The organism is Candidatus Desulfatibia sp. (genome assembly GCF_036446775.1).
In the GTDB taxonomy this organism is placed as follows: Bacteria; Desulfobacterota; Desulfobacteria; order Desulfobacterales; family UBA11574; genus Desulfatibia_A.
This window is the reverse complement of sequence record NZ_JAZFTO010000190.1, coordinates 1-16,695: the sequence shown is the minus strand read 5'-3', so window position 1 is coordinate 16,695 and position 16,695 is coordinate 1. Positions and strand designations below refer to the sequence as shown.

Genomic DNA, 16,695 nt, shown 5'->3' with positions numbered 1-16,695 from the left:
ACCCTGGCCAACGCCTATCTTATGAAAGGATTGATTGACGAGAGCATCGAAGCTAACCTGAAGGTCCTTGAACTCGAGCCCGGTTTTGCGGTGGCCCACAACAACCTGGCGATTGCCTATCTTGAACAGGGCCAACATGAGCCGGCGATAGAACAGTTTGATAAAGCCGTTGAGCTTGGTTATAAAGTGGCCCCGGAAATGCTGAAGGAAGTCGAGCCGTACCGGGACAAAGCCGATTGAAAAGCTACCGGCACAGATGAAAACCACGCCGCAATTAAAATATTTTTTGTATAACGCCGACCAGGCCGTCCAGGAAGAGAGCGAAGTTTGGGCGGCACCCATCCCATTGAGCCGGAAACCCTCTGATAAAAAAGAAGATATTTCAATAAGCCATGGCGACTATTTTTGCGCTGTCCGCGATTTTCTGGAAAAAGATAGTTTCAGACTAATTTTGTCGGCACTCTCTCAACAAATTCGTCGCGATGTCACCTGTAGAAAAATAAAAGAAATCCGAATTTATCTTGCAAAACACGGAGAGTTTTACCATCCGGCCCGCATTGAAACGGTGCTGCCGGAGTCGAGCGTTGCTTTGGTGTTGAATGTGGCCGTGTCCAGCGCCGGCAAAGATTGCGCTCTCAGAGAATACAGGCTTTTACAAAAGCTCGACAAAGATTTTTCGTTTTCATTGCTACCCAGGGTTTTCGGCCGGGGCCGGGTCTTTGTAAAAGCCGCAAACCTTGAGCTTAGAATGTTTTTGGGGGAATGGTTGGAAGGTTACAACGAATTTCACATTTCCCGCGATCCGGCAGATGATAAATTAAAAATCGTGGTATGGGACTCAGAAGTCGGCAACTATTTTCTTACAACCAGCCAGACCATGGAACTTTACCGGCAGGCCGCCATGGCTCTGACCGGTTACTATCATATCGAGACCTTTGAGCACATATTTTCCTGGCATCATGCCGCCGGCGACTTTGTTGTTAAATGCCAAAGCGACAAGGTCGATCTAAAACTTGTTACCGTAAGACAATACGGGCCCATGTTTGTAAGCAACAACGAGCCCGGCTCCCAAAGCACGGACGCTGTAATTGTGCTGGAAGCGCTGCTGGTATTTTTTCTGAAGCTGGTGATGCAGATGCGTCTCGACAGACTGGACGGAACCGGAGAAATTGTGTGGTCGGACAAAGTTGCCGTGGAACAGTCTTTGAAGGGCTTTTTAGACGCTTTGGCCTTAAAGTCGCCCGGCAGCCCGTTGGCGGAACCTCTGGTCGCTTGTTTCCAACAACACCTGTCGTCTTATACCCGTTCGGAACTGCTTGCTTTGAATCGAGTTCTTGTAGCTAAATATCATCCCCGATCTCCGGATCTTGCGGTCATTCAGCAGCATCTTGCACAACACGTAGATGATTTGTACGCCGCCGTTCATAGTTGAATTCGTGACTTTTTACGAGATCATCAACATTGTAAGGCATATTCGTAATCGCAGACAGATTTATGGCACAATATATAGAGTTTTTAGACGTTAAATATAAGATAAAGCACAAAAAGAGCTTTAATAATAAAACCGCCACGGAGCATTCCAAGATTATGCTTTTCTATTGACAAGCTACAATAATAATTCTATATTCCCCGATTTGGATGCTTAAGATTTTATATGAAGAAATGGACAACATCATGAGAGGAGATGACCAGTACTGACCCCGAGGGGAAAAGAGAAAAATCTTTTTTAAAGAGGACGGCAACTTTTTCAATCAGAATGGAGGTAAAGATATGGCAAAACATGAAACCCCTTTGCTGGACCAGCTTGAGAGCGGTCCGTGGCCGAGTTTCGTGTCCGATATCAAGCAGGAGGCCGAAGCAAGAGCAAAAAATGAAAAGGGACTAGACTACCAGATTCCCGTGGATGTGTGTGAGGATCTTCTGGGAGTGCTTGAACTTTCCTTCAAGCATGGCCGAACCCACTGGAAACACGGTGGAGTCGTCGGCGTCTTCGGTTACGGCGGCGGTGTCATCGGACGGTATTGCGACCAGCCCGAGATGTTTCCGGGTGTGGCTCATTTTCACACCCTGCGGGTCAACCAGCCGGGCGGCAAGTTCTATACCAGCAAATATTTGAGACAGCTTTGCGATATTTGGGACTTGCGCGGCAGCGGCCTTACCAACATGCATGGATCCACCGGCGACATCATTCTACTCGGCACCACAACACCCCAGCTGGAAGAAATCTTTTTTGAATTGTCCCACAATATGAACCAGGACCTGGGCGGTTCCGGATCTAACCTGCGGACCCCTTCCGACTGTGTGGGCGAGGCCCGTTGTGAGTGGTCTTGCTACGACACCCAGGCCCTGTGTTATGATCTTACCCAGGAGTATCAGGACGAGCTCCATCGCCCCGCCTTTCCGTATAAGTTCAAGTTCAAGTTCGACGGCTGCCCTAACGGCTGCGTGGCATCCATTGCGCGCGCGGATATTTCCTTTATCGGCACCTGGAAAGATGATATCCCCGTCGACCAGGAAGCGGTTGCAGCCTATGTGGGCGGCGAACTGCCACCCAACGGCGGCGCCCATGCCGGCCGTGACTGGGGCCCCTTTGATATCCGGAAAGAGGTCATCGACCTTTGTCCCACCAACTGCATGCAGTATGCAGACGGCAAACTTGCCATCAACTGCAAAGAATGTACCCGCTGCATGCACTGCATCGCCGTCATGCCCCGGGCGCTGAGGATCGGTAATGACCGCGGGCTTTCCATGCTGGTGGGTGCCAAGGCGCCTATCCTGGACGGTGCCCAGATGAGCACCATGCTGGTTCCGTTTGTTAAGGTTGAAGAACCTTACGACGAAATTAAGGAAGTCATTGAAAATATCTGGGATTGGTGGATGGAAGAAGGCAAGAATCGCGAGCGTCTGGGTGAACTCATGAAACGTCAGGGCTTCCAGAGGCTACTCGAAGCGTGCAACCTCAAGCCGGATCCGCGGATGGTTCAGGAGCCACGGACCAATCCGTATATCTTCTGGAAAGAAGATGAAGTTCCAGGCGGATTCAAACGCGATATCAACGAATTCAGAAAACACCATCTGAGATAGGGGGTACTGACTATGGCATTTATATCTTCAGGTTACAATCCTGACAAACCGATGGAAAACAGAATCACCGATATCGGTCCGAGAAAATATGATGAGTTTTATCCGCCAGTTATCAAGAAAAACAAGGGCACGTGGCTGTATCACGAAATCTTGCAGCCCGGCGTGCTGGTGCACGTGGCTGAATCCGGTGATGAGGTATATACGGTAAGAGTCGGCGGTATACGCCTTATGAGTGTGTCGTTGATCCGTGAAGTATGTGACATCGCGGATAAACATTGCGACGGATACATGCGCTTTACCACCCGCAACAACATCGAGTTCATGGTGGACAGCAAGGAGAAGGTACAACCGCTGATTGATGATCTCGAAAGCCGCAAGTTTGCCGCCGGCAGCTACAAATTTCCTGTGGGCGGCACCGGTGCCGGCGTTACCAATATCGTGCACACCCAGGGCTGGATCCACTGCCATACACCGGCCACGGACGCATCCGGTCCGGTAAAGGCCACCATGGATGTGCTTTTTGATGATTTTAAAGACATGCGGCTGCCGGCGCAGATGCGCGTCTCTCTGGCCTGCTGCTTGAATATGTGCGGAGCGGTACACTGTTCCGATATCGCCATTTTGGGCTATCATCGTAAACCGCCGTTAATGGACCATGAATATCTGGACAAAATGTGCGAAATTCCGCTGGCCATCTCTGCCTGCCCCACGGCTGCGCTCAGGCCGGGCAAAGTGGAGCTGGAAGACGGCACCAAGGTTAAAAGCATTATCGTAAACGAACCCCGCTGTATGTTCTGCGGCAACTGCTACACCATGTGTCCCTCCATGCCGCTGGCGGACGATGTCGGCGACGGTATCGTGATCATGGCCGGCGGCAAGGTATCCAACCGCATCAGCGCACCCAAATTCTCCAAGGTCGTTGTGGCCTTTTTCCCCAACGAGGCGCCGCGCTGGCCCCAGACCACGGACTGTATCAAGAAAATGATCGAGGTCTGGTCTGCCGATGCCAACAAGTACGAACGCCTGGGCGAATGGGCCGAGCGTATCGGATGGGAAAGATTCTTTGAAAAATGTGAACTGGAGTTTACCCATCATCTGATCGACGATTTTCGTGATCCGGCGTATTTTACCTGGCGTCAAACCACCCAGTTTAAGTTCTGATCAAATAACCCGCAGGGGAGGGCACGAACCTGCCCCCCTGTATCTAGTGGCAACAAGAAAAGAGGCTTAATAATGGACCAAGCGGAAGCAACAGCAAAAATTACAGAAGCACTGCAAAAGAAAAAAAGTAAAACCAAGTTTTACTTCAACGAATTGGCTAAAATACTCGGTGAAAAACCCAGGGCTGCCAAAAAGCTGATTACTAAGATGATCGAGGAGGAAGTCCTGGAATACTGGTCCAGCGGCAGCACGTCGCTGTACGGACTCAAGGGGGCCGGCAAGCAGGCTGCAGCAGAAGAAGGTGATGATTAAACCAAGCTTAGGACATTTTAAAAAACCGACTCCAAGAGACCTTTGAAAAGCCCCCTGTGCAGCAGGAAGATATGGATTTTCCCAGAATTTTAATCGCAGCCCTGCGGGGAGGGTCGGGCAAGACCCTGCTGTCGATCGGCATCATCGCGGCATGGAAAGCGCTTGGGAAAAACGTAACACCTTTCAAAAAAGGTCCGGATTATATCGATGCAGGCTGGCTTACCCTTGCGGCCGGCCGGCCCTGCCATAATCTGGACACCTTCCTTATCGAAACAAAGCATGTCCTGCAATCCTTTCTATTCCATTCCAACCAAGGTGATATCGCCGTCGTTGAAGGCAATCGGGGTCTTTACGACGGTTTTGATATCAAAGGGAGTACCAGCACGGCAGAGCTGGCCAAACTGCTGCACGCGCCGGTTGTGCTGTGCATCGATTGTACCAAGTCAACCCGCACCATGGCCGCAGCGGTTTTGGGCTGCATGCAGTTCGATCCCGGAGTTGATATCAAAGGGGTGATCCTCAATCGGGTTGCCGGTCCCCGGCATGAACAAATCCTGCGCAAAAGCATCGAACACCACTGTAATATTCCCGTCTTGGGGGCTGTGCCAAAACTTGGCAAGCAGAATTTTCCGGAGCGGCACATGGGGCTTATTCCCACCCCCGAACATGCTTGGGCTCAAGAGTCGATTGTGGCTGCCACCCAAATCGCCACAAATTACCTGGACCTGGTCGCACTGGAGCGGATCGCCTGCCTGGCCCCCAAAAATTTTGTATCAGGCAGTTGTCCCCAGCCAACCGGGATTTCCTCTCCGCTCCAACCAGCACCCCCGCTTCGCTCTGACCAGGATAAAGCGCCCAGGATCGGCATCATCAAGGATTCCGCCTTTCAGTTTTATTATCCTGAAAACATCGAGGCGCTGGTTTCCGCCGGTGCCGAGCCGGTTTTTATCAGTCCCCTTACAAGCGATACAATTCCTCCCGTAGATGCCCTGTATATCGGCGGCGGCTTCCCGGAGACCCACGCGCAGCAGCTGTCTGCCAATGTAAAGTTCCGGGAGCAGCTAAAGTTTCTGGCCCAAGACGGTCTGCCCATATACGCGGAATGCGGCGGCCTGATGTACCTGGGAGAGGAGCTTGTGTTGGATGAAAGGTCGTATCCCATGGCAGGGGTTTTACCGGCGGCATTCGGTTTTTCGAAAAAGCCTCAGGGACATGGATACACCATCATGGTGGTTAAAGAAAAGAATCCATATTTTGAGGTCGGCGCTGAACTAAGGGGTCATGAGTTCCACTATTCGCGGGTTTTAAAATGGCGAGGTGCTGCAAAGGATCTTGTTTTTGACATGCAACGAGGCACCGGTTTCATCGATAACAAAGATGGTGTCTGTTACAAAAACGTTCTGGCGACCTATACCCACCTGCATGCTCTGGGCTCACCCTCCTGGGCCGAAGCCATGCTACGCAATGCCATGGCGTACAAAAATAAAATCGCTGGTACGATTTTATAAAGCGCGGCTTTGCCGCTTATAGCGCTTTGAGAAAAACTATCTGGGCGAGAGGGTTTTGGCCATACAATCGAAACGTATGTTTGCCATGCTCCAGCATCAAGAAACCGCTGGCGCGATTTTATTTTTTCTTTTTGGGATGGCACGCTTTACACTTTGCTTTTGTGGGTGCATATCCTTTGTCTTTGGATTTCAATTTCATTTTCTTGTTGTATTTCCTGTGGCAATCAGAACAATTCTTATGCACGGCATTGGCATGGTAATCATAGATGACGTCTTTTTTTTTGAGCTTCTTTTTCTTTCTTGTTTTGGTATCGATATAAGCGGCTATTTTGTGGCACTCAATACAATTTTTGATTTCGTCGCCCTCTTTCAGATCCTTTAGGATGACAATTTTTTTATCTTCTGTTTGTTCATGGTGACATTCCCCGCAGCCGAGTTGGTATAGATCCGGGTACTTTTCGGCGTATTCCGTCATATGTTTTTTGTGTTTAAAGTCGTAGATGCTCTCTTCATGTTTTTTATAGGCCTTGTTGTTCATCGGAATCACATCTTTTACCTCGGTGCCGGCATATAAACCGGCTGCAACAAACAGAACCGCAACTCCAACAACCACTGCAACAATCAGAAATTTTTTCCCCATAGGCCTACTTTACCCCCCTCCTTTATGGTTTATTTGCGCTTGTGTAAATAGTATCACTCAAAAAGCGTGATCCGTATACCAAGCATGCCAGGATCTGTCAATGGTAAAGAGAAACTGTTGAAGCTAAGGCAGCATGGCTCAGGAAGTATCCGGGGCGGTTTTTTCGAGAGATTTCTTTTTGCCGAAAATTCTGGCGCCGATAATACTGATTTCATACAGAATCATCAGCGGAAGCGCCATCAGGATCTGGGTGACAACGTCAGGCGGGGTTAAAATGGCTGCAAAAACAAAGAATAAGAGCAGGGCATACTTTCTGTTTTTCTTCAGAAAATCCACCGAGACTATGCCGAGTTTGGCAAGAAAGGTAATGACTAAAGGAAGCTCAAAAACAAGCCCAAAGGCGAGCAGCAGTTTGGCAGAAAAAGCCAGATACTCTTTCATGGACGGTAGCGGTCGGATGGTGTCGGTGGCAAAGCCTAAAAAAAATTTAAACCCCAATGGAAAAACAATAAAGTATCCGAAAAGGGCGCCGCCGAGAAAAAATACGGATGAAAGCAACACAATGGGGATCATATGACGCTTCTCTTTATCATACAGACCGGGCGCTACAAACATCCAGAATTGATAGATAATTACCGGGGCTGCCAGCATGAGGCCGGCCAGAAACGCCACTTTTAGATACGTAAAGAAGGCTTCGGGAAGGCCGGTGAAGATAAGGTTGTCCTGGGTATTCATGACCGATATCAAAGGGCGGGTTAAAATTTGAAACAGCTTTTCCTTGAAGCCGTATGATACAACAAACCCAATACCTACGGCAACAAAACAGACGATGAGGCGTTGCCTGAGCTCTTCAAGGTGCGCGGTAAAAGGGATTTGCTCTTCGGTTGCCATTGGCTAAAAATCCTCTATATCATCCTCGTCAGCTTCCGGTGCAGTTTTCTTTTCCTCCGAGTGATCGGAGTCGTTTTCATCAACAGCTTCGTATCCAACACTTGTATCCGTCTCTGCTTTGATATGGTCGTCAAGATCCTCAAAGGCATTTTTAACGTCCGTAAAATCCGTATCGAGTTCCATGGTTTCTTTAAGTTCCGCTGTCGCCTTTTTAAACTCACCGAAAGCACGGCCTAAAGATTTTGCCAGATCAGGCAGTTTTTTGGGTCCGATGACAATTAGGGCGATCGCCAGAATCAAGAACATTTCAGGCATGCCGATACCGAACATATGGAGCTCCTTGGACGTTATTGTTTAAAATGTAACATTTAAGCCACAAAGCCACTAAGATTAAAAGCCGCTTGTCATTTGTTCATTGGGTATGCGGCCGCTTTGCACGTACAAACGACTAATGACAAATGCCAACTTGCCAACAGCACGACTGGTCTATAATGCTCCGCTATAAAGTTTAACTTCAACACCTCGTAAACGGTTACAACTTAATAAAGGTTTATAATTCAAGCCCCTTCTTTGTGCCTTTGTGTCTTTGTGGCCGATAAGTTGTTTTAAAAGAATCAATTAAGTACTGGTTTTACAAAAGAGAGTCAAGTGAAACACTTAAGCCCGGAAAAAATTTTCATGCATAACTTTTTCACAAGAAATCCGGTCTAATCCGGCTTAAGAATCAGAAAATAGAGCCGGCCCGGGTGTTGCATATGACCGGCTGCGATTTCTGCATATAACCCGTTTCCCCAGAAAAGATCCGCGCGACCAGGACCGCGGATGGCTCCGCCTGTATCCTGACTTAGAACAAATCGGCCGAAATTTGTCCACGCACGAATCTGCCCGGCGGCATTGATTAAAGGTCTTTGTGTTTCGACAAAGGTAAGCGCCGGCAGAGGAAAGATGCGCCTGTCCAGAGCTATTGACCTTCCGGGCGTCAACTTGACATTAAGAAAGCCTAAGGGGCCATCTGCCTCTATTTTAAAAAACACGTAGCTTGGGTTATAATTTAGAATGTTTTCAACCTCTTCGGGATGATCGCGCAAATACCCGCGGATGCGTTGCATGGACATCTCTGCGCGAGGTATTTTACCCTCGTCGATCAGCAACTTGCCGATGCTGCGATAGGGGTGACCATTGGTGTCATTATAATGCACATTAATGGTATTGCCGTTATCGAGATAAATCTTGCCCGATCCCTGGATTTGCAAAAACAAGAGATCAACCGGGTCTTTGATCCAGGCCAGTTTACGAGCCCTGCCTTCCAGGACCTCGTTGTTGGCAATTTCATTACGATCATAGTAAGGCACGACGGTTTTACCTGCCAGCCGGCCGGTAATTTTATCACCCTTGTACTTTGGAGAAAAAAGAGCAAGATCGATTTTAATAAGATCATCGGGCAGGGCGAAAACCGGAACTTGATATTCAGCATCCTGATTGAGCCTCCCCTGCAATAAAGGCTCGTAATATCCTGTAAAAAGCACCTGGCCGCGCTTGTCACGACCGGTGGATCTATAAACCAGGTAGTTCGATTTAATAAAGGATTTCAGGTCTTTGGTTGATGGTTTTTCTCGAATAAAATCAAGAAAATATTCAAACGACACGATCATGCGTGAGGCCGTGAAAGAATCGTTTCCGAACTTAAAAGTGCTCTCGGAAGGAATCCGCTTTAGATATTTTATGCTCTGCAGGATGCCGTGTTCTAATCCGTCATACAGCATATCATCGGCAAATCCGGGATAGGAGGATGCAGAAAGCTTTTCCAGCGGATATTTTTTAACGGCGCATCCTGTCAAAAACAGGGGAAGCATAGCAGCTAAAAACAATACCGCAATAATCTTGAATAAAAATGAATGCTTCATAATTAGGTAGTGTCCGCAGCCCGTTGTCAGCAGGCTTTGTTTTTTACAAATGATTAGATCAAAAATAAACTTGCAAAAGATTCGCTCATATATGGTTGAATTGACAGCATTTGTCATCCTTTGCGACGGACAACGGGCAACTAACAACGGACATTATCCATTTTTAGGTCCGTTGAACTCCGCCAACCCCATTATTCCGGTGTGGGCGAATCCTCTCTGCCTGCACGTATAAAGGTTCCGCTTTTTCCGCCCGATTTTTTAAGAAGACAGATGTCGGAGATGGTCATGGCCTTGTCATATGATTTGCACATATCATAGATCGTCAGCGCAGCTACAGATACGGCTGTCAGGGCTTCCATTTCAACACCTGTTTGACCGAAGATTCGAACCGTTGCTTCTATCTTAAATGCACTGGCATCTTTATCCGGATAAAAATCGACGGCAATATGGGTTAGATTTATCGGATGGCACATGGGAATAAGGTCTGATGTCTTTTTTGCTGCCATGACGCCGGCAATTCTGGCTGTCTCGATGACATTTCCCTTTTTAACTTTTTGGTTTTGTATCTTTTCAAAAGTTGCCGGGTTCATGGAAATAACACCCTGGGCAACGGCAACTCTTTCGGAAGGCTTTTTAGCGGTTACATCTACCATCCGCACATATCCTTGTTTGTCAATATGGGTGAATTCTTCCATAAAGCACTCCATGTAGTTTTACAAGCAATTTGGTTTCAATGGGTTGTAGCATTTTCGAGAGGTTATAATAATTTCGCAAATAGAAAATAAAAATGGCGCAAGTTTTAGGCCGGGATATAAACACCTCTTTTCAAGTTCTTAATCCGACCCTGCTTTTTTGCTTTGTAAACAATATTTCTTATCTGTTTATCGTCAAGCCCTGTTTTTTCTCTAATCCCGGCGACGGTAATACCTCTTCCGCTTCTTTTGATAATGCCCGCGACCGTGTCAAATCGAGATCTGTCTCTTGTTTTGGGCGAAGCCTTTTTTGGTAGTGTTTTGGCTCCGGGCTTTCCGGTTGCCGATCTGACCTTAGCTTTTTTAGATGCGGACAGTAATGGTTTTTTTCTCCTTGAAGCCCTTTTTGGAGCTTTTGCCCTTTTCTTTTTTACAACAACAGGTTCTTCAAGATCAATGCCGAACACATCCGCCAGATCTGATTCGTCAATGACCCTTGTAGTTTTCTTCTTGGCTTTTTCAAGCAATTTGCGGGTCTTATCTTCTACGGCCTGTGTTACCAGGTCTTTCATTTTAGCTTTTCTAAGCTTGAAAAATAGGCCCGGGTCTTTATCAAGCCTAACGCCAATGCCATACAGGGTTGCAGCCACATGTTTGCACATATAGGCCCAGTCGGGACAACTGCAATTAAAATCAATCTCTTTGGGCGAAGGGAACAGCCCCTGCCCCTGGGCCATGAAGATTTCATCTAATGCTTTGGGAAATTTTCCGGCCAAAAGCTCCTGCAAAGAATCCAATTTTCCTTCACAGGCAGCTTTAATAGCCTTCCAGATCATTTTATTAACAGCCTTTATTTTGATTACTACAGCATATGGCTTTGATCTTGTTCCCTGAACAAGGGATTCGACTTTGCCGGGATCTATTTGAAGGTCCAGCACGGCGTCATTACGGACATAACTGCGCCCCCGGCCAATACGATTGCTGTAGTCGGCATACCGTTCAAGGTTGAGGTTCCATGACTTGCCCCACCAGGTCCGAGCGATAGCTTTTCCTTCAAGAAGAATCGGTTTTATATCAGAATTTTTCTTTCTTAGCTGTTTTAGTTTCCGGGCTGCTTTTGCTCTCTTTTCAGCAACGGATACATAACGCGGATAGCCCCAATATCCCATAATCATCCCTTAAGTGTATTTGCAGGCGTTCACAGGTTCAGAGTTCAGAAGTTCAGGGCTGTTTTTTTGTTAACCTTTAATAACTAGCCCCGAACCCGTGAACGGTTACGTGTATTTTCTGTAACTTCTCAATTTGTTGAGTCCGCCGGAAGCGGACGTTATATAAAATTGCGAAGCAATTTTATAATGCTAACTTAAAAAGGTCCACTAATTCATCATTTTTCATCTCGGTTATCCAGGCATCGCCGGTGCTGGCAACGATGTCTCGTGACAACTTGGCTTTTTCTTCTAACATTATATCAATCCTCTCTTCCACAGTAGCTTTGGTCAAAAACTTGTGCACAATAACATTCTTTTTTTGTCCAATCCTGAACACCCGGTCGGTTGCCTGGTTTTCTACGGCAGGATTCCACCACCGGTCAAAATGAATTACATGGTTTGCCTCTGTCAAATTCAACCCGACCCCGCCGACTTTCAGGGATAATACCATAAAAGGAACATAGCGTTGGCTTTGAAATTGCTCAATAATCGTCTTTCTTTTAACTACGGGCACACTTCCATGCAAAATCAGGCCTTTTCGATTAAAAATGCTTTCCAAAAAATCATGAAGCGGTTCCGTTATTTCCTTAAATTGTGTAAAAACCAAAACCTTTTCTCTTTTTGCATATATTGTTTCACAAATTTCACGAAGCCTTAAAAATTTGCCGCTGTCTTTTTCTTCAAAGGCTCCGGTTCCGATATATTGATCCGGGTGATTGCAGATCTGCTTGAATTTCATAAGGGAAGAAAGGATTAGTCCCCTTCTTTGAATCCCTTCTGTTTCCGCGATGGCCTCCTTTATCTCTTTAACCAGATTTTCATATAAAAGGATTTGTTTTTTGCTAAGGGGGGCATATGTTTTCATCTCAACCTTTTCCGGGAGGTCGGATATGACCGTCCGGTCGGTTTTCAAACGCCTCAAAATGTATGGGCTGATAATTTTGCGCAGTCTTGAATATCCGGAGGAGTCATGATTTAAGTTTTTTGAAAATTTTTTAAACTCCCTGGCATTCCCGAGTAATCCCGGATTTAAAAAATCGAATAAGGACCAGAGGTCTGACAGCCGGTTCTCAACAGGAGTACCTGTCAGTATAATCCTGTTACAGGCAGAGAGCTTTTTTATGGCCCGGGCCTTTTTTGTCCCCGGATTTTTTATGGCCTGGGCCTCATCTAAAATGATGTAGTTCCACGAATATGATTGGAGCCATTTATACTTTTGAACCAAGGCATATGTTGTAATAACAAGATCAAATCCATCCAGTGATTCTTTGTCTTTGGCCACGCCCTTTTTCCCTGAATTAGTTCCCGGATGCGCGACATAATATTTGATGTTAGGTGAAAAACGCCTAATTTCATTTTCCCAGTTGGCAATAAGGGAGGCCGGAATTACCAAGAGACTTGCCTTATGTGGTTTTCCTGATTCCTTGAGTTTGGATTTCATGACATTTAAAAAAGCCAGTGCCTGGATGGTTTTGCCCAGGCCCATATCATCTGCCAGACAGGCCCCAAACTGTAATGAATGCAAAAAATACAACCAGCTTAGCCCTTTCTGCTGATAATCTCTTAACTTGCCCTTAAATGCCTTGCCGGGCTTTACTGAAGTAATAAGTTCAGGATTTAGCATTTTCCGGATGACCGATTTTAGCCATTTTCCGTTTGAGATGCCGCAATCTATTTCTTGCGTATTAACATCCAGCAATTTCTCAGGCGCAAGCTGCATCCTAAGGGCGTCCTTTAAGCTAAAACCTTCTGTAGCCATCAATTTTTTTGCTTTTTCATAGGCATTCAGTGTCTGTTTCAGCTTTTCCGGATCAACCGCCACCCATTTGTTTTTAATGAAGGCCAGCCCTTCTGATTCACTTAATAATTGCCTTGCTTCCTTTTCAGAGATTTGCGTATCCCCGAGAAACAAGCGGGCATTGAAATTTAAGATTGCATCCATGCCGACAAAGGAGGGCTTTGAATCACCAACGCTAAAATTTAGTCTTACACTTGCTTTATTACCTTTCCACCAATTTGGAATTCTGCACAAAATACCTGACTCTTCGTAAATAGGAACCTCTTTTAAAAAAGAAAATGCATCTCCTGCGCTCCAAACAAAGGGCTGAAACAGTTCTCCGGTTTCAAGAAGATCTGTAATTAGCGGGCTCCTTTCCGCAGCTCTATGAACTGTTGCCAGAAGCTCCAGCAGCTTTTCATTATCATTTTCATATTCCTGCAACGCGTGTTTGAGAGGGAGATGTTTGGATCTTCCCTGTTTGTTTATCCTGGTTGAATAAGTTGCCATAAAAGCAAACGGATAATCGTTGCTCTTATTTTCTACAAGATGGAAAAATACCCTGCCCACAAGGTGCACATTTGGGCTGTAAGTCCTGATAAAATCTTCAACGGTTCCGTCATAAGATTTAATCGCAAAGGCAAATGCATGGTTTAATCTTACCCATTCAGCTTCAATCAATTCGGTATTTAAGTATTCTGAACCAATCATCAACGGGGCCTGCTCTAAATGTAGCCTCAATTCATCTTTTTCTATCAAAATCCTGGCTTTATGACGCAGGATTTCCAGATCAGGTGTTTGGCTCAATTTCGCGGCAAAGGCCCCGGTAAAATTTCGCCAGTAATCAAGGGAAGGGGAAAGAGAGACCTGACGATCGCAAAAGCCCAAAAACAGGAGCCATGAATCGTTATTGGCAGAGAAACGTTTGTATATTTCTTGTTGTAACAGTCGGCTGCTCTTGTTTATGACCTCCTCTGTGTCCGTCCATTCCAACTGGAGGGAACCGTTTGGCATAACAACAACGTTTAATTCTTGATTCATCATTTCCTGTATGGGCCAACTCTCATGTATTTGTCTTGCTCACTTCAGGATCTTTCCAACAGCCAATCTTTTATTTCGTCTAATTGTCGGTGTGTGGCTATTAATGAAAACATATCAATACGGCAGTGTAATTATTGAAAAATTATCTCTTTCGAAAAAAGTCCATGCAGGACTTAGTCCCTCGATTCATAAATTCGGTGACGTATTTATTCACTCGGGACTAAGCGCTGCCTGCGACGAGCCCTTCGGCTGTGAGCTCAGGGTCGAATGGCTAAGCCAGGCCGAGTGAGCAATTGCACAAGTTATAGTCACAAAAATACGTTATAGTATTTGCGAATCGAAGCACTTAGGTAATATACATTGTATCTACCCTGTCTTGACGTTTTAGAAATTCAATTTGCTCATCTATGGACGAAAACCCGGAAAGATCCAATTCCTCAAACTCACCGGGACCAGCATTCGTTTTTCTCATAACATTTTGTACAATTTCATCCAATTGTTCTTTTGAAATTTCGGGAACCCGGGTGATAGAGCTTTTCTGGGGAACGCCATTTTCTATCTTAAAATTATAGCTTACCATTTCCAACAGGCCATTGGTCTTTTCCTTGTCCAAAATGCGGTATTCAAAATGATAATGGCGCCCGGCCAGGGGACGAAAATAATAGAATTTATATAATCGTTCACCCCGCTTTATGCGCATCAAAAAGTGATCCTGTTCAGGGTGTGACTTTTTGGGCATTACTTTTTTACGTCGCTTTTTCATATCCAAACATTTAAAGTATATTTGCACTTCGGTGCCTTTAAAAGTGCTGGACAGGCAGAACTGCTTGTTTAAAATTCCAGCTTCACCATAACATCAACCCTGCTCAATGTCGCCATAGCGATATGCCGGGCATCCAATAGATATTTGTCGGCAAGCACGCCTTCGTGAAGATAAGCCTGGGCTAACTGCATAGCCTTGTCTTTTAGTATAACATATTGATGTCCCGGATATGATTTTTCAAAGGAATCAGGATTCAAATAATCGTTCGAGTAAATCCACACATAGATCAGGATTGATCCAAATATCTTTCCTTTCGCTTATTTGGCGAAAATAAAAACGCAGTTGATCTTCACCAAGTAATTTCTTGGTATAAGCTTCAATCAAAACACCCAATGAGCCGCGCACAGACAAGTTTTTTTGTCGAGCAAAATCACGGCCACGCTCTTCATCCATGAGAAGCAAGGCATTTTTCAATACTGCCAGGGCAATAGATTCTTTTTCACCTCGATCAAGATTTGCAGCCTGTAAATCCATGGGGATTTCTACGGCTTTTACCGGTTCCCATTTGCTTTGTTCAAAAAAAGAATTTAGTATTTGAGCATCCGTAAAACCCCTCCGGATTCCAATACTGACGACCTCCCTGTAAACTGCAAGCGGGAACTCAACCCTACCATAGAGCTCTTTTAACAAGTGCAGTATATTCAGTTTTGAAAAAACCATAAGTGGGCCGGCGTTTGAAACCACATTTATTGCCATTTAAGAAAGTTCCTCTTGGATCGTTTGATCGGAAAATTCAGGGTCAATATTATGATGGCGCGCTTCACGTATCAGATCTTGTTTTTCAAGCCCCATTTGCTCCGCAACATAACCCAAAGAACCTACACCATCACGGTATAGCTGAATGGCACGTTCTACCTTGAACTGGTAAATGCCCAGACGAATAATCTGCCTGAGTGTCAACTCCTCTTCAGGCAGGCCTTTAATCCAGGCACGTGGTATTTTAACTATTACGTCCTGTTCCATAATGTTGTTTCCCCCTTTTTAAAAGGTATTCTTTCCTAAAATTCTTTATTGCTTAACTTACCACAGGGCCAGGCTATTTTCTAACTGAATTTTTTCGGTCAAGGCACTATACTGTGTATTTTGGGGTCGGGCCACGATAACCAACTATAATAACAGCAAAATAGGCTCTAAAATCGTATTAAAAGGCTCTTTTTGAGATCAAAAAGAGCCTTTTAAGCTAAATAGTATTCCAAAAAAATCCTTAGCCCTGTTATTTTGCACCCCAAAAGGTATGTTTAAGACCCGAATAATGGCTATTTTTAGAGCTTTTTTACAAATATACAGACACTTAGCGCGGTCCGACCCCAAATCCACCCCGCTTTATTCGCATCAAAAAGTGATCCTGTCCAGGGTGTGATTTTTTTGGCCTTACGTTTTTACGCCGCTTCTTCATATCTATAGCGCCTTTGTCTCAACTTCATTTCCCAGGAGTATGTTGAGAATCCAAATTCATTAATTTTCCGTTTACAACTCCAGCCCTGCTACTTTTAAGGCAAATCTTTGAAAAGAGTCCGAACGTCTAAGTTTTGTAAAATCCATAATTTCTCGGGCGATCAAAATAGCATGCCGGTAATCCACATAGCGTCGACGGGGTGCAAGTTCCTGAGTGAAAATTTTGGTTAGTCGTTTTTTGGGGTTTCCGATGCTGCCA

General features: G+C 45.6%; 19 protein-coding genes. 7 read left to right on the top strand and 12 right to left on the bottom strand.

Annotated elements, in window-relative coordinates; genetic code table 11:
• The 6 genes from V3S16_RS09445 to V3S16_RS09420 form a co-directional block, all read left to right on the top strand.
• A partial coding sequence (locus V3S16_RS09445; RefSeq protein ID WP_413884435.1) for a tetratricopeptide repeat protein occupies positions 1–240 on the top strand: 240 nt, incomplete at its 5' end.
• 16 nt (positions 241–256) lie between these two features.
• Positions 257–1,432: a hypothetical protein gene (locus tag V3S16_RS09440; RefSeq protein ID WP_413884434.1), complete on the top strand. Its 1,176-nt coding sequence runs from the start codon at positions 257–259 to the stop codon at positions 1,430–1,432.
• A 338-nt stretch (positions 1,433–1,770) separates the two neighbouring features.
• A complete protein-coding gene (gene dsrA, locus V3S16_RS09435; RefSeq protein ID WP_413884433.1) occupies positions 1,771–3,084 on the top strand; it encodes a dissimilatory-type sulfite reductase subunit alpha in 1,314 nt (437 codons plus the stop codon).
• A 12-nt stretch (positions 3,085–3,096) separates the two neighbouring features.
• Positions 3,097–4,245 carry a dissimilatory-type sulfite reductase subunit beta gene (dsrB, locus tag V3S16_RS09430; protein ID WP_413884432.1) on the top strand — a complete coding sequence of 383 codons (1,149 nt, stop codon included), beginning with the start codon at positions 3,097–3,099 and terminating at the stop codon, positions 4,243–4,245.
• 72 nt (positions 4,246–4,317) lie between these two features.
• Complete coding sequence (locus tag V3S16_RS09425; protein ID WP_413884431.1) at positions 4,318–4,557, top strand: dissimilatory sulfite reductase D family protein; 240 nt, start codon at positions 4,318–4,320, stop codon at positions 4,555–4,557.
• Positions 4,558–4,628: 71 nt separating this feature from the next.
• Positions 4,629–6,065, top strand: coding sequence for a cobyrinate a,c-diamide synthase (locus V3S16_RS09420; RefSeq protein WP_413884430.1), 1,437 nt, complete (start codon positions 4,629–4,631; stop codon positions 6,063–6,065).
• Positions 6,066–6,183: 118 nt separating this feature from the next.
• Here V3S16_RS09420 and V3S16_RS09415 read toward each other — a convergent pair whose 3' ends face one another.
• From V3S16_RS09415 to V3S16_RS09385, 7 genes are all read right to left on the bottom strand, one after another.
• On the bottom strand, positions 6,184–6,705 hold the full coding sequence (locus tag V3S16_RS09415; RefSeq protein ID WP_413884429.1) for a cytochrome c3 family protein: 522 nt from the start codon (positions 6,703–6,705) through the stop codon (positions 6,184–6,186).
• A gap of 138 nt (positions 6,706–6,843) precedes the next feature.
• Positions 6,844–7,596, bottom strand: a complete 753-nt coding sequence (tatC, locus tag V3S16_RS09410; RefSeq protein WP_413884428.1) for a twin-arginine translocase subunit TatC — start codon at positions 7,594–7,596, stop codon at positions 6,844–6,846.
• Positions 7,597–7,599: 3 nt separating this feature from the next.
• Positions 7,600–7,926, bottom strand: a complete 327-nt coding sequence (locus tag V3S16_RS09405; RefSeq protein WP_413884427.1) for a twin-arginine translocase TatA/TatE family subunit — start codon at positions 7,924–7,926, stop codon at positions 7,600–7,602.
• Positions 7,927–8,303: 377 nt separating this feature from the next.
• Positions 8,304–9,500, bottom strand: coding sequence for a murein transglycosylase A (locus V3S16_RS09400; RefSeq protein ID WP_413884426.1), 1,197 nt, complete (start codon positions 9,498–9,500; stop codon positions 8,304–8,306).
• Between the two features lie 191 nt (positions 9,501–9,691).
• Complete coding sequence (gene moaC / locus V3S16_RS09395; RefSeq protein ID WP_413884425.1) at positions 9,692–10,195, bottom strand: cyclic pyranopterin monophosphate synthase MoaC; 504 nt, start codon at positions 10,193–10,195, stop codon at positions 9,692–9,694.
• A gap of 104 nt (positions 10,196–10,299) precedes the next feature.
• Complete coding sequence (locus tag V3S16_RS09390; RefSeq protein WP_413884424.1) at positions 10,300–11,361, bottom strand: hypothetical protein; 1,062 nt, start codon at positions 11,359–11,361, stop codon at positions 10,300–10,302.
• 181 nt (positions 11,362–11,542) lie between these two features.
• Positions 11,543–14,191, bottom strand: a complete 2,649-nt coding sequence (locus V3S16_RS09385) for a DEAD/DEAH box helicase (protein ID WP_413884423.1) — start codon at positions 14,189–14,191, stop codon at positions 11,543–11,545.
• Between the two features lie 130 nt (positions 14,192–14,321).
• Between V3S16_RS09385 and V3S16_RS09380 the strand changes: the two genes are divergently transcribed.
• Positions 14,322–14,507, top strand: a complete 186-nt coding sequence (locus tag V3S16_RS09380; protein ID WP_413884422.1) for a hypothetical protein — start codon at positions 14,322–14,324, stop codon at positions 14,505–14,507.
• Between the two features lie 57 nt (positions 14,508–14,564).
• On the opposite strand, the gene V3S16_RS09375 is transcribed toward V3S16_RS09380, so the two are convergent.
• The 5 genes from V3S16_RS09375 to V3S16_RS09355 form a co-directional block, all read right to left on the bottom strand.
• The gene (locus V3S16_RS09375) at positions 14,565–14,981 is read right to left on the bottom strand and encodes a hypothetical protein (RefSeq protein WP_413884421.1); all 417 of its coding nucleotides are present in this window, start codon (positions 14,979–14,981) and stop codon (positions 14,565–14,567) included.
• Positions 14,982–15,049: 68 nt separating this feature from the next.
• Positions 15,050–15,238 (bottom strand): hypothetical protein, encoded by a 189-nt coding sequence (locus V3S16_RS09370; RefSeq protein WP_413884420.1) that lies wholly within the window; start codon positions 15,236–15,238, stop codon positions 15,050–15,052.
• Positions 15,228–15,515: a hypothetical protein gene (locus V3S16_RS09365; RefSeq protein WP_413884419.1), complete on the bottom strand. Its 288-nt coding sequence runs from the start codon at positions 15,513–15,515 to the stop codon at positions 15,228–15,230. The genes V3S16_RS09370 and V3S16_RS09365 overlap by 11 nt, the downstream gene beginning before the upstream one ends.
• Positions 15,516–15,737: 222 nt before the next feature.
• Complete coding sequence (locus V3S16_RS09360; RefSeq protein WP_413884418.1) at positions 15,738–16,004, bottom strand: hypothetical protein; 267 nt, start codon at positions 16,002–16,004, stop codon at positions 15,738–15,740.
• Positions 16,005–16,508: 504 nt separating this feature from the next.
• Positions 16,509–16,695, bottom strand: a 187-nt coding sequence (locus V3S16_RS09355; RefSeq protein WP_413884417.1) for a hypothetical protein, incomplete at its 5' end; no start/stop codon positions are given.